Genomic DNA, 21296 nt, shown 5'->3' with positions numbered 1-21296 from the left:
GACGACGAAACATGCCGGTAACATTCGGGCCATGCGCACCGCAGAGCACCCGGCGCCCGAACGCGTTCTCCTGCACATCAGCGACACACACCTGCGCGCCGAAGGCGCCCGTCTGTTCGACACGGTCGACGCCGCCGACCGACTGCAACGGGCGTTCCGCGTCATCGCCTCCTCCGGTGTCCGCCCCGACGCGGTGGTCTTCACCGGTGACCTCGCCGACCTCGGCGAGCCCGCGGCCTACGCGCAGCTGCGCCGCATGGTCGAACCCCTCGCGGCATCGCTGTCGGCACGCGTGCTCTGGGTGATGGGGAACCACGACGACCGCGGCGCGTTCCGCGCGGAGCTCGTCGACGGCGACGCCTCGGACACCGGCGTCTACGACCGGGTCGACGAGCTCGACGGACTCCGTGTGATCACGCTTGATTCGACCGTCCCCGGTCACCATCACGGCGAGATCTCCGAGGCGCAGCTCTCATGGCTCGCCCACGTGTTGTCCACGCCCGCGCCGCTCGGCACGATCATCGCGATGCACCACCCGCCCGTCCCGAGCGTCCTGCCGCTCGCCTCGAGCGTCGAGCTGCGGGATCAGCGCGCGTTCGCCCGTGTGGTGCGGGGAACGGACGTGCGGGCGATCATCGCCGGGCACCTCCACTACTCCACGTTCGCCACGGTCGCCGGCATCCCGGTGTCCGTCGCCTCATCCACGTGCTACGCGCAGGACCTGACGGTCCCCACGGGGGGCACGCGGCCGCAGGACGGGGCGCAGGCGTTCAACCTGGTGCACGTCTACGACGACACCGTGGTCCATTCGGTCGTCCCCGTCGACGCTCCGCGGACGCTGGAGTTCATCGACCCGGGGGAGGCGCAGCGCCGCCTGCGGGAAGCGGGTGTCGGCCCCGTCAGTGCTGCGCGACGGGATGCGCCGCGCGGACGGACGACGTTGCTGCGCTGAGCTCCTGCCGCTCCCACGGGGCCCGGACGGGGAACATCCGCTCCAGTGCCGCCCGCAGGGTCTGCACCCGCACCTCCTCGGGGACCTCGGCGTTGCCCCCGTCGTTGAGGCAGAACATGTCGACATCCGCTCCGTCGGCGAGCCGATCCATCTGGCGCAGCCCCCGCGCGAGGGTCGTCTGCACGTAGCGGACGCGCGGCGCGCGCGTGGACACGGCCCGGCCCGTCATCATCGCGTAGTAGTGGTAGAGGCTGTTGGTGACGGAGATGTCGGTCGCCGAACGGAAACGGGAGGCCGCCGTCCGGGCGAAGTCCTCGGGGAACGCGGCCTCAAGCTCGGACATCACACTGCGGCGCAGGGGCGTGGCGCAGTGCTCGAGGTCGCGCACGATCGTCCGGCCGAAGCGCTCGGCGAGCAGCGCGCGATTGACCCGCAGACCGTTGTCGTGTCCGCTGCGGTGCACCGCGGTCGGCCCCGCCCCGATCCGGACGTCGCACTCGACGAACTTCGTCACGCCGCCGGGGGTGAAGAACATCTCCGGTTCGACGAGGCGGCCGAAGAACATGTCGTCGTTGGAGTAGAGGAAGTGCTCCGCGAGGCCGGGGATGCGGTGCAGCTGGGCCTCGACGGCGTGCGAGTTGTGCGTGGGGAGCACCTCCGGGTCGGCGAAGAACTCTTCGCTCCGCACGACGGTGACCTTCGGGTGCTCGTCCAGCCACGCCGGCACGGGGGAGTCGGTGGCGATGAAGATGCGCCGCACCCACGGCGCGTACATGTGGACACTGCGGAGCGCATAGCGCAGCTCGTCCACGTGCCGGTAGCGGGCCGGTCCGTCGTCGCCCTCGCCGACGACGTACTCCGCCATCTGTGCGGCACGCTGCCGCTGGAACTCCGACGCGGAGCCGTCGACCCACGAGAAGACGATGTCCACGTCCTCGGTGACCTCCTGCGGCTGCGGGTCGAACATCCCGGAGATCGTCCGCCAGGTGCGGCCGTACCGCTCGATCTCGACGAAGGACACGTCCGCCGTCGCGGTGGTGCGACGGGTGAGGGTGTTGTCCCGCGGGGCCTCGATCGTCTCGTCGCCGAAACGCCAGAACTCCACGTGCGCCGCCAGCGACGCGCCGTAGCGGAGGCTTCCGGACGGGGTGATCCGCGGGCGGTAGAGGCGCACGGTGGCCGGCGTCTGCGCGAACGGGGCGCCGTCGGCGACGAGGGTCGGCGGCGCGCCCTTCGTCTTGACGTAGAGGGGTTCGCGTCCGCAGGCGTCCGCCAGTGCCGTGAAGGCCCGCTCGGCGTCGTCGATGTCGACCACGAGGGCCGGGAGGAAGCGGGAGTGTCGGATGAGCACCGCGTCGATCCCGGCATCCCGCAGCACATCCGCGACGAACAGCAGGTCCGCGATGCGCGCATCGTGCGGGGCGAGGTCGTCATGGACGAGATGCAGGATCCCGGCGTCGACGACGACGTCCGGGCGGGCCAGCAGCGTCGTCCAGGTGTGGGTGCGCGCGGGGAGAGCCGACAGTGTGGTCACGAATCCTCCTTCTCGGATGTCGCGGGTGTGCGTGTCCGACTGAGCAACGATACGCGCCCGTCGTTACGCGCAGGTTTCGCCGCACCCCGTGCCGCTCCGCGGCGGAGTGGATAGCCTGGGGCGGTGACCGAATCACCGCGACCGCGTTCGCGCGGAGGAGACCTGCATCGCCCGTGGACCGCGGCGGAGGACCGCTACGACCGTCTCGCGTATCGGCGGGTGGGTGGGTCGGGACTCGTCCTTCCGCCGATCTCCCTGGGCCTGTGGTGGAACTTCGGCGACAACATCCCGTTCGACGATCAGCGCACGCTCCTGCGGCACGCGTTCGACCGGGGGATCATCCACTTCGATCTCGCCAACAACTACGGGCCGCCCTTCGGCAGCGCCGAGACGAACTTCGGTCGGATGATGCGCGAGGACTTCGCGCCGTACCGCGACGAGCTCATCCTGTCGTCGAAGGCGGGGTACGAGATGTGGGAGGGCCCCTACGGCGACGGGGGGTCGCGGAAGTACGTCCTCGCGAGCGCCGAGCAGTCCCTCCGCCGCATGTGCGTCGACTACGTCGACATCTTCTACTCGCACCGCGTCGATGACACCGTGCCCATCGAGGAGACGATCGGGGCACTGGACACCCTCGTGCGTCAGGGCAAGGCCCTCTACGTCGGGATCTCCTCCTACAGCGCCGAGCGCACGGTCGAGGCGGTCGCGGTCGCGCGGTCGCTCGGCACCCCGTTGGTCATCCACCAGCCGGCGTACTCGATCCTGAACCGCTGGGTCGAGGACTCCCTCACCGGCGTCCTGCGTCAGGAGGGCATGGGGGCGATCGCGTTCACGCCGCTGGCCCAGGGGCTCCTCACCGACAAGTACCTCGGCGACGGACCGGTCGACCGCGCTCAGGACCGCGGGTCGCTGCGCGGCATGACCCTCACCGACGACCAGCGCGGTCAGCTGCAGAGCCTCGACCTGATCGCGCGGGAGCGCGGGCAGACCCTCGCGCAGATGGCGATCCAGTGGGTCCTGCGAGATCCGGTGGTCGCCTCCGCCCTCATCGGCGCCTCGCGACCCGCGCAGCTCGACGAGAATCTCGCGGCGCTGGACGGTCCCGCGTTCACGATCGAGGAGATCGAGCGCATCGACGCCCTCTCCGACGGCATCGATGTGGACCTCTGGTCGGATTCGGCCACGCGATGACCGACGCGGCGCGCTCGGCGGCGGTGCGCGTGCGCGCCCCCGGCAAGCTCAACGTCTTCTTCCAGGTCGGAGGAGTCCAGCCCGACGGCTACCACGACGTGGCCTCGGTGTACCAGGCGGTGTCGCTGTACGAAGAGATCCGGGCCACGCACGCACCGGGATTCTCGATGACCGTCCGCGGCTCGGTCGACGTCTCGGGCGTCCCCGCTGACGACCGCAACCTCGCCCTGCGTGCGGCGCGCATGCTCGCGGCGGAGATCGGGTACGACGGCGGCGTGCACCTCGAGGTCGTCAAGGACGTTCCGGTCGCCGGGGGAATGGGAGGCGGATCGGCGGATGCCGCGGCCGCGCTCGTCGCCTGCGACGCGCTGTGGGGTGCGGGCCTTGCGCACACGACGCTGCACGCCCTCGCCGCCCGGCTCGGTGCCGACGTGCCCTTCGCGCTCATGGGGGGCACGGCGGTGGGGACGGGACGTGGCGACGAGCTGAGTCCGGCGCTCGCCACCGGCCGCCTCGACTGGGTCATCGTGCCCGCCGAGGGCGGCCTGTCGACCCCCGCGGTCTACGGTCATCTCGACGAGATGCGCGCCCGCGGCGACGCAGCCGAGGCCACCGCGCCCGCGGCCGCCCCCGAGGTGCTCCAGGCGCTGCGGACCGGGGATCCCCGGGTCCTCGCCGGGCAGCTGCGCAACGATCTGCAGCAGGCGGCGCTCTCGCTGCGTCCCGACCTCGCGCGGGTGCTCGACCTCGGCACGGAGGCGGGGGCCCTCGCGGGCATGGTGTCCGGCTCGGGACCGACCCTGGCCTTCCTCGCGGCGGGGTCGGAGGCGGCGCTCGAGCTCCAGATCGTGCTGTCCGCGGCCGGCCTGACCGCCCTTCACGTGCACGGCCCGGTCGCCGGAGCCCGCGTCCTCTCGGCCTGACCCCGGGGACGTCGGGGCCGGTGCGTAGCATCGAGGGGTGATCGACGACTCCCTCTCCCGCGACCTGCACGCCACCGACGTCTCGGAAGCCTCCGCGGTCCGCCTCGCCGCCCGCGGCCTTGAGCTGCGTCGTGTGCCCGGCACGGACGACGGCTTCCCGGCCTGGCTGCAGGTCGTCGCGCGCGGCTTCCTCGACGGCATCCGCAGCCCCGCGCAGATCGAGGCGGTGCGGGAGCGCTCCGCCTACCGCCGGGCGACCGGGGTCTACGACCCGTCCGCACCGGACCCGCACGCGCCGGTGGCGACGCTCGCTTCCTGGCGCGGCGAGCTCTCCGTGCCGGGGGACGCCGCGATCGCGGCGTGCGCCATCTCCTCGGTGACCGTGTCTCCGACGCACCGACGTCGCGGGATCGCGCGCGCTCTGCTGGAGGGGGAGCTCGACGTCGCGCGATCGACCGGTTTCCCCGTTGCGATGCTGACGGTCAGCGAATCGCCGCTGTACGGCCGCTACGGCTTCGCCCCGGCCGCCTTCGGTGCCTCCTGGCGGATCGACGCGCGTCGCGCGGGCTGGATCGGCCCGACGCCCTCCGGTCGGGTCGACTTCATCTCCCGCGAGCGTGTCCGGGAGCTCCTCGCGACGGTGCACGAGCGCATCCGCCGCGCGGTCCCCGGCGAGGTGGATGTGCCGGGCGGTCACTGGGATGCGATCGCGGGGACGCGGCCCGACCTCGAGAAGGCCGAGCAGCGACGGGCGGTGCAGTACACCGACGACGAAGGCGAGGTGCGCGGCGCGCTGGTCTACACGGTGCAGGAGAACGAGGCGGACTTCGCCGCGTCGCGAGCCCACGTGCACTATCTCCTCGCGGAGACCCCCGACGCGTATGCGGCGCTGTGGCGCTTCGTGCTGTCGCTGGACCTCATCGCCGAGATCACCGCCGATCAGCTGTCGGTGGAGGAGCCCCTGCGCTGGATGATCGCCGATCAGCGCGCGGCGACGGTGTCCGTCCGAGATCACCAGTACGTCCGCATCCTCGACGTCGCACCCTGTCTTTCGTCCCGTCGGTACGGTGCGCCGGGAGCGGTCGTGCTGGAGGTGTCCGACCCGCTGGGGTACGCCGAGGGGCGATGGCTCCTGCGGGTGGCTGACGACGGTGCCGCCGCCGTCACGCCGCTCGCGCCGGAGGACATCCCTGCCGATGCCGTGGGCCTCGCGCTCGGAGTCGAGGAGCTCTCCGCACTGTTCCTCGGCGGGGTGTCGGCGACCACGCTCGCGTACGCCGGTCGGATCCGCTCGACGGATGCCGACGCCGCCGGCCGGATCTTCGCCTGGCCGACGGCTCCGCGGCTGTCGATCTGGTATTGATCGGCAGCGCGCGGATCAGGCGAGAGTGAGGAAGAGCTTCTCCAGCTCCTCCTGGGTGAGGCCTTCGGCCTCGCGGGTGGCGTCGGGGTCGGCGACGCAGTCGCGCATGGCGGCCGAGACGATGGCGAAACCCGCCCGGTCCAGGGCGCTGCCCACCGCCGCGAGCTGGGTCACGACGTCCCGGCACGCGCCGCCGTTCTCGACGGCGGTGATCACACCGGCGAGCTGGCCCTGTGCGCGCTTGAGACGGTTGACGATGCGTCTGCGCGTCGCGGCCTGCTCCTCGGGGGTGCCGGTGATCATCATGCGCGTGCTCCTTCGGTGGTGGTGTCGGGGGTGAGGATCCGGTCGATCTCGGCACCGTACCAGTGCCGGAGGGTCTGGATGCCGCCGGAGAGCGACGCGGAGTCCAGCCCGTTCCCGACCAGGATCCGGTGGGCGATGTTGGCGCGGACCCCGGCGGCGCACAGGACCCGCACGGGCCGCCCGGCGGCCGCTGCGTGCACCTCGTCGATGCGTGCGCGCAACTCCGTGTGCGCGATGTTGAGGGCTCCGGGGATGTGCCCGGACGCGAACTCGGCCGGGGTGCGGACGTCGAGGATCAGGCTCGAGGCGGCCACGGCGTCCAGGTCGGCGGCGTACCACAGGCGCAGTCGCCCCTCGGCGACGTTCTCGGCGACCATGCCGGTGAGGTTCACCGGATCCTTCGCCTGGCCGTAGGGAGGCGAGTAGGCGAGGTCGAGGTCGATGAGGTCCATCGCCGTGAGCCCCGCCCGGATCGCGGTGGCGAAGACGTCGATGCGTTTGTCGACGCCTTCCGCGCCGACCGCCTGCGCCCCGAGGATGCGGCTGTCGTCGGCGGCCACGTGCACGATGAGGTGCACGGGGGAGGCGCCGGGGAAGTAGCCCGCGTGCTGGTTCGGGTGAAGGTGCAGGGTGTGGTGGGCGATGCCGGCGCCGTCGAGGGTGGCGCGGTTGGCTCCGGTCATCGCCGCCGTGAGGGAGCCGACCCGGACCACGGCGGTGCCGAGGCCCGTGGGGATCGGACGTCCGGTGCCGTGCCCGAAGATGTCGTCGGCGATGAGTCGCCCCGCGCGGTTCGCGGGGCCGGCGAGGGCGATCGGGCGCCGCGCACCGGTCACCGCATCGACGCTCACGGTCGCATCCCCTGCGGCCCAGATTCCCGGGATGCTGGTGCGACCGCGGTCGTCCACGACGATGGCGCCCCGTTCGTGCGCCAGGCCCGCGTCCACCGCGAAGGCGGTGTCGGGGCGGACCCCGACCGACAGGACGATGACGTCGGCGGGCACCCGTGACCCGTCGGCGAGGACGACGACGTCCTCCTCCGCGCCGGGTTCGATCCGCTCGGCGGCGATGCCCGCGTGCACGCGGATGCCGAGTCGGCGGAGTTCGGCGTCGAGGAGGTGGGCGAGCTCGCGCTCCAGCGGGGGGAGGACGTGCGCGGCCATCTCGACGACGTCGACCTCGAGTCCTGCGTGGTGGAAGGCTTCGGCTGCCTCCAGTCCGATGTACCCGGCGCCGAGGACCACCGCCCGCCGCGCACCGTCGTCCACGCGTGCGCGCAGGCCCACGGCATCCGCCACCGTGCGGAGGGTGCTCACGCGGTCCGAGTCGAGTCCCGGCAAGGGGGGCCGCAGGGCGCTCGCGCCGGGGGTGAGGACGAGCGCGTCGTAGGAGAGGGTGTCGGCCCCGGCCGCCGAGACGACTGTCACGGTCCTCCCGTCGGGCTCGATCGCCGACACCTCGTGGCCGCAGCGGACGTCGAGGTTCAGAGCGGCTCGGAGGGAGGCCGGGGTGTGGAGGAGAAGCGCGTCGGCATCGGCGATCTCGCCGCTGACGTGGTACGGGAGGCCGCAGTTCGCGAACGACACCTCCGGTCCGCGCTCGAGGACGACGATCTCGGCTGACTCGTCATGCCGCCGGGCTCGCGCGGCGGCGCTCATTCCAGCGGCGACGCCGCCCACGATCACGATGCGCACAGGTGTCCTCCTCGTGCCGGGACCCGGCGTCCCGGCGGCTCTCCGAGTATACCCCCTGGGGTATCGGTAGGGCAACGCGACGGGCGAGAGCGGAGGACTCGCCTACGCTGGGGAAGTCATGGCACATCTGCTGGGGGCCGAGGCCCTGCACCTGGAATTCCCGACCAAGGTCGTCTTCGACGCCGTCTCCCTCGGCGTCGACGAGGGGGACCGCATCGGCATCGTCGGCCGCAACGGAGACGGCAAGAGCTCTTTGCTCGCGATGCTCGCGGGTCGCCTCGCGCCGGATGCCGGCCGCGTCACGGTCCGTGGTGGTGTCCGCGTCGGGGTCCTCGACCAGGGCGACACCCTCGATGACACCCACACCATCGCCCGTGCGGTCGTCGGCGACACCCCCGAGCACGAATGGGCGGGCGATGCGCGCACGCGCGAGGTGATCGCGGGGCTCCTCGGCGATCTCGCGTGGGACGCGCCCGTCGTCGACCTCTCGGGCGGCCAGCGACGCCGCGTGGCGCTGGCGGCGCTCCTCGTCGGCGACCACGACGTGATCTTCCTCGACGAGCCCACCAACCACCTCGACGTCGAGGCCATTGCCTGGCTCGCAGACCACCTCCGGCGCCGGTGGCCCGCCGGGTCCGGCGCGATGCTCGTCGTGACCCACGACCGGTGGTTCCTCGACGAGGTCTGCACGCGGACGTGGGAGGTCCACGACCGCATCGTCGAACCCTTCGACGGCGGCTACGCCGCCTACATCCTGCAGCGCGTCGAGCGCGACCGGCAGGCGGCGGCGATCGAGGCGCGCCGCCAGAATCTCGCCCGCAAAGAGCTCGCGTGGCTGCGCCGCGGCGCGCCCGCGCGCACGTCGAAGCCGAAGTTCCGCATCGATGCGGCCAACGCCCTCATCGCCGACGAGCCGGAGATCCGCGACGCGACCCAGCTTCGGGCGCTCGCCGTCTCCCGGCTCGGCAAGGATGTCGTGGACCTCCTCGACACGGGCGTCTCCTACGACGGCCGTGAGGTGCTGCACCCGTTCGAATGGCGGATCGCGCCGGGGGAGCGCACGGGCATCCTCGGCGTGAACGGCGCGGGGAAGTCCACGCTGCTGGGTCTCGTCTCCGGAGAGATCGAGCCGACGACGGGTCGGGTCAAGCGCGGCAAGACCGTGCGGGTGGCCACGCTCACGCAGCGACTCGACGAGCTCGAGCAGCATCTGGACGATCCCGTGCGGGTCGTGATCGCCGGACTCCGCACGACCTACAGCTTCGGGAGCGGCTCGAAGGAGCAGGAGCTGACGCCCGGACAGCTTCTCGAGCGCATGGGGTTCTCCAGTGCACAGCTGTCGACACCGGTCAAGGATCTCTCCGGGGGGCAGAAGCGGCGCCTTCAGCTGCTGCTGATCCTGCTCGAGCAGCCGAACGTGCTCATCCTCGACGAGCCGACGAACGATCTCGACACCGACATGCTCGCCGCGATGGAGGATCTGCTCGATTCCTGGCCGGGCACGCTGCTGGTGGTCTCCCACGACCGGTACTTCCTCGAGCGCGTCACCGATCAGCAGTACGCGATCCTCGGGGGTCGGGTGCGGCACCTCCCGGGCGGCGTCGACGAGTACCTCCGCCTGCGCCAGCGCCAGCGCGAGGAGCCGCAGGCCGGGAGCAGGGACGCTCGGCCTGACGGCGCTTCGGGTCTGTCCGGTGCGGACCTGCGCGCCGCGCAGAAGGAGAGCGCCGCGCTCGAGCGCCGGCTGGAGAAGCTGGAGAAACAGATCGCCGCGGCGAAGGCGGCCCTCGCCGAGCACGACCAGGCCGACTATGTCGGGCTCGGGCGCGAGATGGAGCGCATCGGCGCGTGGGAGAGCGAGCGCGACGAGGTCGAAGAGCGCTGGTTCGCGCTGTCCGAGCAGATCGGCTGACACGCGGGCGGGCGCCCGGGACGGTCAGCCGTCGAAACCGAGGCTCAGTTTGCGCAGGAGACCCGCCAGGCGTTCCCGATCGGCGCGGGAGAGCGCGGCCAGAAGGAGCGCCTCCGCGTCCACCAGTCGGGTGATCGCGGCATCCACCCGCGTCCGTCCCTCCTCGGTCAGGGTGACCAGCACGCTGCGTCCGTCATCGGGATCCGCTTCGCGCCGCACCAGGCGCCGTCCCACGAGCCGGTCGATCCGGTTGGTCATCGTCCCCGACGACACCAGCGTCTGCTGGAGCAGCTGCTTCGGGCTGAGCTGGAAAGGCTCGCCGGCGCGGCGGAGGGCGGACAGGACGTCCCACTCCCACGGCTCCAGCTCGCTCCGGCGGAACGCCTCCCGGCGGGCGCGGTCGAGGTGCCGGGAGAGGCGGTCGACACGCGAGAGGACTTCGAGCGGGGAGAAATCCAGGTCCGGTCGCTGGGTGCTCCAGGCACCGACGATCCGGTCCACCTCGTCGGTCTGGCCAGCCATCCCTCCATTATGGCCGCGCCGGGTCTGGCAGACTTGACGGGCGACCCGCAGGGCCGCGGTCCGCCGTAGTGTAACGGCAGCACGACAGCCTTTGGAGCTGTGAGGACCAGGTTCGAATCCTGGCGGCGGAGCATGACCCAACACCCCTCCTCGGACGCGCCCCTGGCCGTCATCGTCCTCGCCGCCGGCCAGGGCACGCGCATGAAGTCCGCGCTGCCGAAGGTCCTCCACCGCATCGGAGGACGGACCCTCGTCGGGCATGTCCTCGCGACGGCGGCGGCCCTCGAACCCGACGCCGTGGTGACCGTGGTCCGCCACGAGCGCGACCTCGTCGCGCGGGCCGTGGCGGATGATCTGCCGGGCGTCCGGATCGTCGACCAGGACGAGGTGCCCGGCACCGGGCGCGCCGTCGAGCTCGCCCTCGGCGCCCTCGAGGACTTCGACGGCGACGTCCTCGTCCTTTCCGGCGACGTGCCGCTTCTGCAGGAGCAGACCCTGCGTTCGATCCTCGACGCCCACCGGGCGGGCGCCGCGTCCGCCACCCTGCTGACGGCGGTCCTGGACGACGCCACCGGCTACGGTCGCGTGCTGCGCTCCGCGGACGGCTCGGTCTCGCGGATCGTCGAGCAGAAGGACGCCTCCGCCGAGGAGGCCGCGGTCACCGAGATCAACGCCGGTGTCTACGTCTTCGCCGCCGCGCGCCTGCGCAGCGAGCTCGCGCGGGTGGGCACCGCCAACGCGCAGGGCGAGAAGTACCTCACCGACGTGGTGGCGCTCCTGCGCACCGCGGGGGACGCGGTTGCCGCGGTGGCCGCACCCGACGCCGACAGCGCGCTGGGCGTGAACGACCGCGTCCAGCTCAGCGACGCCGCCCGACTGCTCAACGCCCGCACGGTGCGTCACTGGCAGCGCGAGGGCGTCAGCATCCTCGATCCCGCGACCACGTGGATCGACGTCACGGCCACCCTCGCCCCCGACGTGACGGTGCTGCCCGGCTCGCACATCCTCCGCGCGACCGTGGTCGACGAGGGGGCGACGATCGGCCCCGACACGTCCCTGGTGGACTGCGAGGTCGGCGCGAACGCGACCGTCACCCGCACCGATGCGACCCTCGCCGTCATCGGTGCGAACGCCACCGTCGGCCCGTTCGCCTACCTGCGTCCCGGCACCGAACTCGGAGAGGGCGGGAAGATCGGCACGTTCGTCGAGACCAAGAACTCCACCATCGGCGCGCGCAGCAAGGTGCCGCACCTGTCCTATATCGGCGACACCACCATCGGGCGCGGCGTCAACCTCGGCGCGGGCGCGATCACGGCCAACTACGACGATGTCACCAAGCACCGCACCGAGATCGGGGACGAAGTCCACTCGGGCTCGCACAACGTCTTCGTCGCGCCCGTTAGGATCGGAGACGGCGCCAAGACCGGAGCGGGAGCCGTCATCCGCAAGGATGTCCCCCCGGGGGCTCTCGCCCTGAGCGTCGCCCCCCAGCGCAACATCGACGGCTGGGTCGAGAAGAACCGACCGGGTACCGGTGCCGCGCAGGCCGCGGCCACGGCTCGGTCCGCACAGAAAGCGGACGATGGGTCGCAAGAACAGAACGGTTGAGCTCGATCGGGACAACGAGATCGCCCCGGGGCTGATCGCGAAGACGAAGAAGCGTCTGGTCGTGGCACGGGGGTCCTCGCACCCCGCCCTCGCCGCGGATGTCGCGCAGTCCCTCGGAACCGAGCTCGTCCCCACCGAGTACCGCACGTTCGCATCGGGCGAGATGCTCACGCGCTTCCAGGTGTCGATCCGCGGATGCGACCTGTTCCTCATCCAGAGCTTCGGTCCGCCCGTGAACGAGTGGCTGATGGAGACGCTGATCATGCTGGATGCCGCCAAGCGCGCGTCCGCGAAGCGGATCACCGTCGTCGCTCCGTACTACCCCTACTCCCGCCAGGACAAGAAAGGTCGCGGGCGCGAGCCGATCAGCGCCCGCCTCGTCGCGGACCTGCTCAAGACCGCCGGCGCGGACCGCGTCATGAGCGTCGACCTGCACGCGGCCCAGATCCAGGGCTTCTTCGACGGCCCGGTCGACCACCTCTTCGCCAAGCCCGTCCTCCTGGAGTACTTCCAGCGGACACTGAGCGCGGACGACCGCGCCCAGCTGACCGTGGTCTCGCCCGACACCGGGCGCGTCCGCGTGGCCGACACGTGGTCGGACTCCCTCGGCGCGCCGCTGGCGATCATCCACAAGCGCCGGGACCCGAACGTGGCGAACCAGGTGACCGTCAACGAGATCGTCGGAGACGTCTCGGGCCGCGTCTGCCTCCTCGTGGACGACATGATCGACACCGGCGGCACGATCGTGAAGGCCGCGGAGGCGCTCAAGGCCAACGGCGCGACGCGTGTGATCGTCGCCGCCACCCACGCGATCTTCAGCGACCCGGCGGCCGAGCGCCTGCAGAGCCCCGCGATCGACGAGGTCGTCGTCACCGACACCGTCCCGATCCCCGACGCCAAGCGCTTCCCGAGCCTCACGATCCTGCCGATCGCTCCGCTCCTGGCGCGGGCGATCCACGAGGTCTTCGAGGACGGCTCGGTCACGAGCATGTTCGACGGCGCCGCCTGAGACGACACCGCCAGGTCGGGCTCTCCGGGCCCGCCCATAGAGTCCGATGTGAGGATGGAAGCCTGCGCTTCCGTCGCCCGGCGGAGGCCCCGCCGTGGAAGGACCGCACGATGATCCGTACCGCCCTCGCTCCCCGTCCCGTCCGCGTCTCCGCCGCCGTTGCCGCGGTCGCCGGTGCCGCGCTCCTGTCGGGGTGCTCTCCCGCGACCACGGACGCCGGCACCGACGGCGGAACCTCGGTCGAGGGGGGTGGGGGATCCGCGTCCGGCCCCTATGCCGACGGCACCTACACGGCGGAGGGGTCGTACGCGACGCCGGAATCGGTCGAGTCGATCGAAGTGACCCTCACCCTCGCGGACGACGTCATCACGGCCGTCGAGGTCGTCGGCGACCCGCAGAAGGCGGAGTCCCAGCGCTACCAGGAGCAGTTCATCGGCGGCATCTCCGACGAGGTGGTCGGCCGGAACATCGACGACGTGCAGGTCTCGCGCGTCGCGGGCTCGTCTCTCACCAGCGGGGGCTTCAACCAGGCGCTCGAGACCATCACGTCCGAGGCCGCGGGCTGAGCCGCGTGTGAGCGAGGTCTGGCGGTTCGACGCCATCGGCACCCGATGGCAGATCGAGACCCCGCAGCCCCTCTCCGGCGCCCTGCGCACGCGCGTGGAGGAGATGATGGACGCCTTCGACCGCACGTGGTCGCGCTTCCGCTCGGATTCCCTGGTGTCCGCCCTGGCTGCCACAGGCGGGTCGGCCCCGGCCCCGGCGGATGCCGCACCCATGCTCGCGCTGTACGAGGAGCTCTCCCACGCGACGGCGGGTGCGGTCAATCCCCTCGTCGCGGCCTCGCTGTCGGCCCTCGGATACGACCCCGCCTACCGGCTCACCCCCACGGGCGTGACCGTGCCGGCCCCGTCCGCGTGGACGGCCGCCGTCTCGATCGCCGACGGTCGACTCCGTGCGGCCCCCGGAGCGCTGCTCGACGTCGGCGCGCTGGGCAAGGGTCGCCTGGTCGACATCGTGGGTGAGACGGTGACCTCCGAGACGGGAGCCTCGGCGACCGTCGACGCGGGCGGCGACATCCGCGTGTGGTCATCGACGGAGCGCATCGGCCTCGAGCATCCGTACGACTCCACGCGCGTCGTCGGGGTCTGGGAGGTCACGGATGCCGCGCTGTGCGCCTCCGCGACCAACCGGCGCGCCTGGGGAGAGGGGCTCCACCACGTCCTGGACGCCCGCACCGGCGAGCCGATCGACAGCGTCGCGGCGACGTGGGCGGTCTCCGACAGCGCGATGCGCGCGGACGCGGCAAGCACCGCCCTCTTCTTCGACGGGGGTGCGGAGCTGGCGGCGCGGTGGGGTGTCGCCTGGGTCCGCATGTTCACCGACGGGCGTGTGAACAGCTCGCCCGGATGCCCGGCCGAGCTGTTCACACGCCGCAGGAGCGTGAACACATGACACGAGGGAGTTCCGCACCATGCTCACCGCGCTGACCGCCGCCGGGAATCGGGTCTTCGCCGGGCTCGGGCGCATATCGATGTACCGGACGGCCTTCTTCGCCCTCGCGGCGCTCGCGCTCATCTCCCTCGCGCTGTCGCTGTGGGGGCTCGTCTCGCCGACCGCGGCGGAGATCGTCGTGTCCGCCGCGGTCCTCGGCCTGGCGTGCGCCGGCGTCGATGCCGGCGCACGTCGGCTGCTGGGTCTGCCGTGGCGCGTGGAGTCGTCGCTGATCACCGCGTTGATCCTGCTCTTCGTGCTCCGACCGACCCTCGATCCTGCGGCGCTCGGCGGACTCGCGATCGCCGGGGCGATCGCGTCCGCATCGAAGTACGTGCTGGCGTGGCGCGGGCGTCACCTGTTCAACCCCGCCGCCGTGGGAGCCACCGCGATCACCCTTCTCGCGGTCGCATGGCCGGAGCTCGGCGCGTCCTCGTGGTGGGTGGGGACGCCCGCGCTCGCCGCCCCCGTGATCGTGCTGGGCCTGGTGGTGCTCTGGCGGACCGAGAAGGTCCGCGTCATCGCGGTCTTCCTCGTCGTCGCGGTCTCCGTGGCCCTGGTGCGCACCTCGGCGGCATATCAGGCGGTGGGTCAGGCCGTCGAGGTCGCCGACATCTTCTGGCCGATCCTGTGGTCCTCGCCGTTCCTGTTCCTGGGCGCCTTCATGCTCTCCGAACCCCTCACCATGCCGCCCCGTCGCGGTCAGCAGTTCCTCGTGGCCGGGGTCGTGGGATTCCTCGCCGGATGGCCGATCGACGTGGGAGCGATCAGTCTCGGGCAGGAGCGGGCCCTCCTCATCGGCAACGCGGTGGCCTTCGCCCTGGCCGTCCGCACCGCCGTGCGCCTGGCGCTCCAGTCCCGGGTGGCGCGGACGCCGACGGTTCGGGAACTCACGTTCCGCGTCGCCGACCGGGTGTCGTTCGTGCCCGGCCAGTATCTGGAGCTCGAAGTGCCGCATCGGCGACCCGACGCGCGCGGCACACGGCGAGAGTTCAGCATCGCCTCGGCGCCGGAGGATCTGCCGGTGCTGCGCGTGGCGTTCAAGGAGCCCCGGGAAGGGGCGCCGCGCAGCACGTTCAAGAAGGCTCTCGCCGAGGTCGAGCCGGGGGAGACGCTGGCGATCACCGGGGTGTGGGGTGACTTCGTCCTCCCCAGGCGCTCGGGCGCACCGGTGCTCATGGTGGCGGCGGGGATCGGTGTCACTCCGTTCGTGTCGCAGCTGCGCCACCTTCGTCTGGCGGGGGAGGAGCGCGACATCGTCCTCGTGTACGTCGCGTCGGACGCCGCCGAGCTCGCCTATCGGGACGAGATCGAGGCGAGTGGGATCCCGGTCATCGTGTTCACGCGCGATCGTCCGGCCGATCTGCCCGGCCACTGGACCTGGGCCCGCGGAGTGCGTCTGGACGCCGACGGACTCCTCTCGGTCGTACCCGACATCGCGGGGCGGCACGCGTACGTCTCGGGGCCGGCGGGGCTCATCGCCGACCTCGCGCCGGCGCTGGAGCGCGCCCGGTCGCTCACCACCGACGCGTTCAGCGGATACTGACCACCGACGCGTTCCGCGGACATCGACCGCCGACGCGTTCCGCGGCTACGGCGCCGGAGTGCTCGGTCGCGCCGGGAGGCGCAGCTCGAAGGTGGTGTCGCCCGGTGCGCTCCGGACCGAGAGGCTGCCGCCGTGCGCCTCGGCGATCGCGCGCGCGATGGAGAGGCCGAGGCCCGTCCCGCCCGTCTGGCGGGCTCGGGACCGGTCGGCGCGGGAGAACCGTTCGAAGAGCTCCTCGGCGAGGGCCGGGTCGATCCCCGGCCCGTCGTCGTGGACGCTCAGGACCGCATCGCCCCGGTCCCGCGACACACCGACGGTGACGGTCGTCCCCGCCGGTGTGTGGGTGCGCGCGTTGGCGAGGAGGTTCGCCGCGACCTGGTGGAGGCGGCCGGCGTCTCCGGCGACGACCACGGGCTCCGGCTCGGTGTCCAGGATCCACCGGTGATCGGGTCCGGTGGGGCGGGCGTCTTCGACGGCCTCGAGGGCGAGTCGGGTGAGATCGACCGAGCCGAAGACCAGCTCCTGGCCCTCGTCGAGACGGGCGAGGAGCAGGAGATCCTCGACCAGGGCCGTCATGCGCAGCGACTGCGCCTGGATGCGCTCCAGGGAGGCCTGGGTGGTCTCGCCCGCGGCGTCCGAATGCTGGCTGATCGCGCGCAGCGACAGCTCGGAGTAGCCGCGGATGGAGGCCAGCGGCGTCCTCAGCTCGTGGCTGGCGTCGGCGACGAAGGCCCGCATCCGCTCTTCGTTGCGCTGTCTCGCGCTCAGTGAGCGCGAGACGTGTTCGAGGAGGGTGTTGAGGGCGTGACCCACCCGGCCGATCTCGGAGTACTGGTCCACCTGGTCCTCGGGGACGCGGGCGGTGAGGCTCACCTCCCCCTCGGACAGCGGCATGGCCGCCACGCGGGACGCGGTGTCGGCCACGGTCCGGAGGGGTCGCAGGCCCGCACGGATGACGACGGCGATCGCCACGCCGAGCAGGAGCAGTCCGCCCGTGGTGACCAGGGCGACGGTGGTGAAGATCTGGCCGAGGGTCGCGGTGACGGGGGCGACGGGGAGACCGGCGAGGAAGAACAGTCCGCCGGGCTGAGCGCTGAGGAACACCCGATGATCGCCTTCGCCGGGGATCTCGACCGTGGAGATGCCGGAGCGGTCGAGCTGGGCGAGGATCTCGTCGATGTCGTCCGCGCTCAGCTCGGTGACCTGCTGCGGGCCCGACACGTACGCGCCCGACAGCCCGGACGGGCCCTGCAGGACGAACACGAAGCCCTCGGGCTGGCGGCCGCTGGCGAGGATGTCGGCGGCGGTCGCGCCGGGGTCCAGGCGCACCGTCACGCTGCTGACGGCGTTGGCCAGCTGCGTGTTCAGGTTCGCATCGAGGATGCGCCCCAGGACCGCGCCCGTGGCGATGCCGACGAGGGTGAGGATGAGGGCGACCATCCCGATGACCGTCACCATGAGGCGCGTCTGCAGGCTCCCGCGCACCCCCGGCCGTTTCCGGGCGGCGGGGACCGTCACTGCGGCGCCTTGATCATGTACCCCACCCCGCGCACCGTGTGGATGAGCGGCTCGCGGCCCGCGTCGATCTTCTTCCGCAGGTAGGAGATGTACAGCTCCACGACGCTCGACCGTCCGCCGAAGTCGTAGTTCCACACGCGATCGAGGATCTGGGCCTTGGACACGACGCGGCGCGGATTGCGCATGAGATACCGCAGGAGCTCGAACTCCGTCGCGGTCAGCTCGATCTCCACGCCCGCGCGTTCGACTTCGTGGCTGTCCTCGTTCAGGGTGAGGTCCGCGACGCGCAGGATCGGTTCCGTGCCACTGGTGAGGGCGGTGCCCGCGCGGCGCATGAGCGCCCGCAGGCGCGCCACCACCTCTTCCAGACTGAAGGGCTTGGTCACGTAGTCGTCGCCGCCCGCGGTGAGACCGGCGATGCGATCGCCGACGCCGTCCTTGGCGGTCAGGAAGAGGACGGGCACGTCGTCGCCGGACTGTCGCAGCCGCTGCAGAACCGCCATTCCGTCGAGGTCCGGCATCATCACGTCGAGCACCATCGCATCGGGTTGGAAGTCGCGTGCACCCTGAAGCGCCTCGAAGCCGCTACCGGCCGTCCGGACATCCCACCCCTCCATCCGCAGCGCCATCGACAGCAGGTCGGTGAGCATCTGCTCGTCGTCGACGACGAGGACGCGCAACGCGGATCCGTCGGGGCGGGTGAGGGCGGGTGCGGGTGCGGTCATGGATCCCAGTGTTCCGTCTCATCTATGGGATTCCTATGGCCGCACCTATGCCTCTCCTGTGAGTCGAGCAGCTCGCACATAGCGTTCGCATGACCGCCGCCGTGGTCGCTCATCAGGCGCGATCCTACGGTCGACCCGACGGACGGGTGAGGACCCGCCGGAAGGAGAAGCATGTACGGCACGTATCTCCGGCGCGAGCTCGCTGGACGCAAGAAGCAGACGGCGATCGTCGCGGCGACTCCTTCACCGTCCTCGGGATCGATCCGGCCGTCACGGCGGTGGGACCCCTGTCGGCCGTCGCGGTGGATGCGGGGCGTGCGATGGAAGCCACGGATGCCGGAGCCGCGGTCGCCGTTGTCGACGCCACGTACGCGGCGTCGGTCGAGGTCGCCGTCGGTGACGACATCGAGATCGGCGGCACGGCGTTCGAGGTGATCGGCGTGGTCGCTTCGACCTCGTCTGCCGCGGACACCGCCTCGGACGTCTACATCCCGCTCGATGTCGCTCAGGGCCTCGCCGGAGTCGGTTCTGTGGTGTCCACGGTCTACGTGCAGGCGGCATCCGTCGACGACATCGGCGAGGTGCACGCGCAGCTCGAAGAGGTGCTGCTGGAGGCCACGATCAGTGCACCCTCGGATCTCGCCGCCGGCGTCTCGGGGTCACTCTCGAGCGCATCGGCTCTCATCGCGTCGCTCGGAACGTGGCTCTCGGTGATCGCCCTCGCCGTGGCGCTCATCCTCGCCGTCCTCCTCACCGTGTCGGGGGTCACCCGGCGCACACGGGAACTCGGCACGCTGAAGGCGCTCGGATGGTCGGATCGCCGGGTCGTCGGTCAGGTGGCGGGGGAGTCCTTCGTCCAGGGTCTGCTCGGCGGACTCGCCGGTCTCGCCCTCGGCCTCGGGGCGATCGCCGTCATCGCCGTTGCGGCGCCCAGCTTCACCACCACCGCGGAGTCGCCCGCTGCCGGACCCGGCGGCCGGGGAGGCCCCGGGGGCTTCGCCGACGCCATCGCCGCGCAGACCGAGATCGTCCTCACCGCGCCGGTGACGCCGGCGGTCATCGGTGCAGCCGTCGGCATCGCGGTGCTCGGCGGTCTGCTCGCCGGCGCCGCGGGCGGATGGCGCGCTGCGCGGCTGCGGCCCGCCGAAGCCCTGCGGTCCGCGGCATGACCTCGGCCTCCGACCACTCGACCCGACACCCCCGAACAGGAGACCTCCCCATGTCCGACACGTTGCAGCCCGACCTGACCGTATCCGACGCGCGCGAGCACGAGACCACCCCCGTGTACCGACTGGAGGGGGTGACCCGTGTCTACACCGGCAAGGGGCGATCGGTCACCGCCCTCGACGCCGTGGACCTGACGATCGCCGCGGGCGAGTTCGCGACGGTCCAGGGGCCGACCGGAGGGGGGAAATCAACCCTTCTCCAGATTCTCGGTGCCCTCGACTCCCCGACATCGGGGCGTGTCCTCCTCGGAGAAGCGGATCTGGCACGCGAGCCCCGCGCCGCGCTCGCGCGCATCCGAGCGCAGGACATCGGGTTCGTGTTCCAGGCGTTCAACCTCATCCCCACCCTCACCGCGGCGGAGAACGTCGACGTCGGACTCGAGCCGCTGGGACTCGCGCGTGCCGAGCGGGAAGAACGGGTCCGCGCGGCGTTGGCGCAGGTCGACCTCGCCGAGCGCGCGGACCATCGACCCGGTGAACTCTCCGGCGGTCAGCAACAGCGTGTGGCGATCGCGCGCGCGCTCGTGAAGAAGCCGAGGGTCCTCCTCGCCGACGAGCCGACGGGGAATCTCGACGAGCGAACGCGGGACGAGATCCTGCAGCTGATGGAGGGCCTGTGTGCCGAGGGGCTCACGATGGTGGTCGTCACGCACGACTCCGCCGTGGCTCGACGGGCGCACCGTCGCCTGCGGCTCGAGCGCGGTGTGGTGCGGGAGCAGCGCGGCTGAGTCACACCACGGCGCGGGCGTGCGCGGCCAGGCGGTCCGACAGGGCGTCGTGGTCGGCGTCCCTCTCCTGTTCCTCCGGATGCGCATCGAAGTAGGCGAGGATGCGGCGCGCGCCCTCGTCGAAGGTGACGGTCGTCCGGAACCCCGGCACGAGCGCCCGCACCTTCGACACGTCGAACACCATCGAGTGCGCCTTGTCGCCGAGGAGGGTCGGACCGATCTCGGGCGCCGCCGCTGCGATCGTCTCGGACGCGACGTGGACGAGATCGGGATGCGCGACACCCGCCGCGTCGGCGAGCCACTCGTAAATCTGATCCCACGTGGGCGCGTGGGTGCCGGTGATCGTGAACGCCTCGCCGACGGCGGCGGGATGCTGGAGGAGCCCGGTGAAGGCGACGGCGACGTCGTCGCTGTGGGTGATCGTCCACAGGCTCGTGCCGTCGCCGTGGACGAGGACGGGCCGGCCTTCCCGCATCCGTGCGATGTCGGTCCAGCCCCCGAGCGTCGGAAGGGCCCGCTCGTCGTAGGTGTGGGACGGGCGAACGATCGTCACCGGGAACCCGCGGTCCCGGTACGCCGCCACGAGCAGGTCCTCGCAGGCGATCTTGTCGCGGGAGTACTGCCAGAACGGATTGCGCAGCGGCGTGGACTCCGTCACCGGAAGCCGCGAGGGCGGGGTCTGGTAGGCCGAGGCGGAGCTGATGAAGACGTACTGGCCGCATCGCCCCTCGAACAGCTCCACGTCGGCACGCACCTGGTCCGGGGTGAAGGCCAGGAACTGGGCCACGACGTCGAAGCGGCGTCCCGTGACGGCCGCGCGGACGGCGTTGCGATCACGGACGTCGGCGTCCAGACGTTCGACCTCGTCCGGGATCGCTCGGCTGCCCCGCCCGCGGTTCAGCACCGTCACCCGGTGTCCTGCGGCCACGGCGTCCCTGACGCACGCCGCGCTGATGATTCCTGTGCCTCCGATGAAGAGGATGCTCGCCATCGTCCGACCCTAACGCGACGCCCGCCTCGCGCGGGGCGGAGGCGGGCGTCGACG

19 protein-coding genes and 1 tRNA gene are annotated in these 21296 nt (G+C 71.7%); 13 read left to right on the top strand and 7 right to left on the bottom strand.

Annotated elements, in window-relative coordinates:
• The first annotated feature begins 31 nt into the window (after positions 1-31).
• Positions 32-952 carry a phosphodiesterase gene (locus LTL01_RS12880; RefSeq protein WP_053548745.1) on the top strand — a complete coding sequence of 307 codons (921 nt, stop codon included), beginning with the start codon at positions 32-34 and terminating at the stop codon, positions 950-952.
• Here LTL01_RS12880 and LTL01_RS12875 read toward each other — a convergent pair.
• On the bottom strand, positions 900-2486 hold the full coding sequence (locus LTL01_RS12875) for a stealth family protein (RefSeq protein ID WP_236968841.1): 1587 nt from the start codon (positions 2484-2486) through the stop codon (positions 900-902). The two genes, LTL01_RS12880 and LTL01_RS12875, sit on opposite strands and share 53 nt — an antisense overlap.
• 123 nt (positions 2487-2609) lie before the next feature.
• Between LTL01_RS12875 and LTL01_RS12870 the strand changes: the two genes are divergently transcribed.
• The 3 genes from LTL01_RS12870 to LTL01_RS12860 are packed head-to-tail and all read left to right on the top strand — an operon-like array spanning position 2610 to position 5963.
• A complete protein-coding gene (locus LTL01_RS12870) occupies positions 2610-3677 on the top strand; it encodes an aldo/keto reductase (RefSeq protein ID WP_053548743.1) in 1068 nt (355 codons plus the stop codon).
• Positions 3674-4600 (top strand): 4-(cytidine 5'-diphospho)-2-C-methyl-D-erythritol kinase, encoded by a 927-nt coding sequence (locus LTL01_RS12865; protein WP_236968840.1) that lies wholly within the window; start codon positions 3674-3676, stop codon positions 4598-4600. Before LTL01_RS12870 ends, LTL01_RS12865 begins: the two co-directional genes overlap by 4 nt.
• Positions 4601-4637: 37 nt before the next feature.
• Entirely contained in the window at positions 4638-5963 is a 1326-nt protein-coding gene (locus LTL01_RS12860; RefSeq protein WP_236968839.1) for a GNAT family N-acetyltransferase, read from the top strand.
• A 15-nt stretch (positions 5964-5978) separates the two neighbouring features.
• Here LTL01_RS12860 and LTL01_RS12855 read toward each other — a convergent pair whose 3' ends face one another.
• Positions 5979-6269, bottom strand: coding sequence for a metal-sensitive transcriptional regulator (locus LTL01_RS12855; RefSeq protein ID WP_236968838.1), 291 nt, complete (start codon positions 6267-6269; stop codon positions 5979-5981).
• Positions 6266-7963: an FAD-dependent oxidoreductase gene (locus LTL01_RS12850; RefSeq protein ID WP_236968837.1), complete on the bottom strand. Its 1698-nt coding sequence runs from the start codon at positions 7961-7963 to the stop codon at positions 6266-6268. The genes LTL01_RS12855 and LTL01_RS12850 overlap by 4 nt, the downstream gene beginning before the upstream one ends.
• 118 nt (positions 7964-8081) lie before the next feature.
• Between LTL01_RS12850 and LTL01_RS12845 the strand changes: the two genes are divergently transcribed.
• Positions 8082-9875 carry an ABC-F family ATP-binding cassette domain-containing protein gene (locus tag LTL01_RS12845; RefSeq protein ID WP_236968836.1) on the top strand — a complete coding sequence of 598 codons (1794 nt, stop codon included), beginning with the start codon at positions 8082-8084 and terminating at the stop codon, positions 9873-9875.
• A gap of 24 nt (positions 9876-9899) precedes the next feature.
• On the opposite strand, the gene LTL01_RS12840 is transcribed toward LTL01_RS12845, so the two are convergent.
• On the bottom strand, positions 9900-10397 hold the full coding sequence (locus tag LTL01_RS12840) for a MarR family winged helix-turn-helix transcriptional regulator (RefSeq protein ID WP_236968835.1): 498 nt from the start codon (positions 10395-10397) through the stop codon (positions 9900-9902).
• A 59-nt stretch (positions 10398-10456) separates the two neighbouring features.
• Here LTL01_RS12840 and LTL01_RS12835 point away from each other — a divergent pair.
• The 6 genes from LTL01_RS12835 to LTL01_RS12810 all read left to right on the top strand — a co-directional run bounded on the left by LTL01_RS12835 (position 10457) and on the right by LTL01_RS12810 (position 16054).
• Positions 10457-10528, top strand: a tRNA-Gln gene (locus tag LTL01_RS12835).
• A 1-nt stretch (position 10529) separates the two neighbouring features.
• Positions 10530-12005, top strand: a complete 1476-nt coding sequence (glmU, locus tag LTL01_RS12830; protein WP_236968834.1) for a bifunctional UDP-N-acetylglucosamine diphosphorylase/glucosamine-1-phosphate N-acetyltransferase GlmU — start codon at positions 10530-10532, stop codon at positions 12003-12005.
• The gene (locus LTL01_RS12825) at positions 11980-13014 is read left to right on the top strand and encodes a ribose-phosphate diphosphokinase (RefSeq protein ID WP_053548739.1); all 1035 of its coding nucleotides are present in this window, start codon (positions 11980-11982) and stop codon (positions 13012-13014) included. Before glmU ends, LTL01_RS12825 begins: the two co-directional genes overlap by 26 nt.
• A gap of 110 nt (positions 13015-13124) precedes the next feature.
• Entirely contained in the window at positions 13125-13580 is a 456-nt protein-coding gene (locus LTL01_RS12820) for an FMN-binding protein (RefSeq protein WP_236968833.1), read from the top strand.
• A gap of 7 nt (positions 13581-13587) precedes the next feature.
• Positions 13588-14469, top strand: a complete 882-nt coding sequence (locus tag LTL01_RS12815; protein WP_236968832.1) for an FAD:protein FMN transferase — start codon at positions 13588-13590, stop codon at positions 14467-14469.
• Between the two features lie 19 nt (positions 14470-14488).
• On the top strand, positions 14489-16054 hold the full coding sequence (locus LTL01_RS12810) for an FAD-dependent oxidoreductase (protein ID WP_236968831.1): 1566 nt from the start codon (positions 14489-14491) through the stop codon (positions 16052-16054).
• Positions 16055-16099: 45 nt separating this feature from the next.
• On the opposite strand, the gene LTL01_RS12805 is transcribed toward LTL01_RS12810, so the two are convergent.
• Entirely contained in the window at positions 16100-17572 is a 1473-nt protein-coding gene (locus tag LTL01_RS12805; RefSeq protein WP_308195189.1) for a sensor histidine kinase, read from the bottom strand.
• The gene (locus LTL01_RS12800) at positions 17569-18297 is read right to left on the bottom strand and encodes a response regulator transcription factor (RefSeq protein ID WP_053548735.1); all 729 of its coding nucleotides are present in this window, start codon (positions 18295-18297) and stop codon (positions 17569-17571) included. The genes LTL01_RS12805 and LTL01_RS12800 overlap by 4 nt, the downstream gene beginning before the upstream one ends.
• Positions 18298-18386: 89 nt before the next feature.
• Here LTL01_RS12800 and LTL01_RS12795 point away from each other — a divergent pair, with 89 nt between their 5' ends.
• Complete coding sequence (locus LTL01_RS12795) at positions 18387-19466, top strand: ABC transporter permease (protein ID WP_236968830.1); 1080 nt, start codon at positions 18387-18389, stop codon at positions 19464-19466.
• Between the two features lie 50 nt (positions 19467-19516).
• Positions 19517-20251, top strand: coding sequence for an ABC transporter ATP-binding protein (locus tag LTL01_RS12790; RefSeq protein ID WP_236968829.1), 735 nt, complete (start codon positions 19517-19519; stop codon positions 20249-20251).
• A 1-nt stretch (position 20252) separates the two neighbouring features.
• Here LTL01_RS12790 and LTL01_RS12785 read toward each other — a convergent pair whose 3' ends face one another.
• Positions 20253-21242, bottom strand: coding sequence for an SDR family oxidoreductase (locus LTL01_RS12785; RefSeq protein WP_236968828.1), 990 nt, complete (start codon positions 21240-21242; stop codon positions 20253-20255).
• Positions 21243-21296: the final 54 nt, after the last annotated feature.

Source organism: Microbacterium aurantiacum (genome assembly GCF_021654035.1).
GTDB lineage: Bacteria > Actinomycetota > Actinomycetes > Actinomycetales > Microbacteriaceae > Microbacterium > Microbacterium aurantiacum.
The sequence above is the reverse complement of the archived record's forward strand: the minus strand, read 5'-3'. Positions and strand labels throughout refer to the sequence as shown.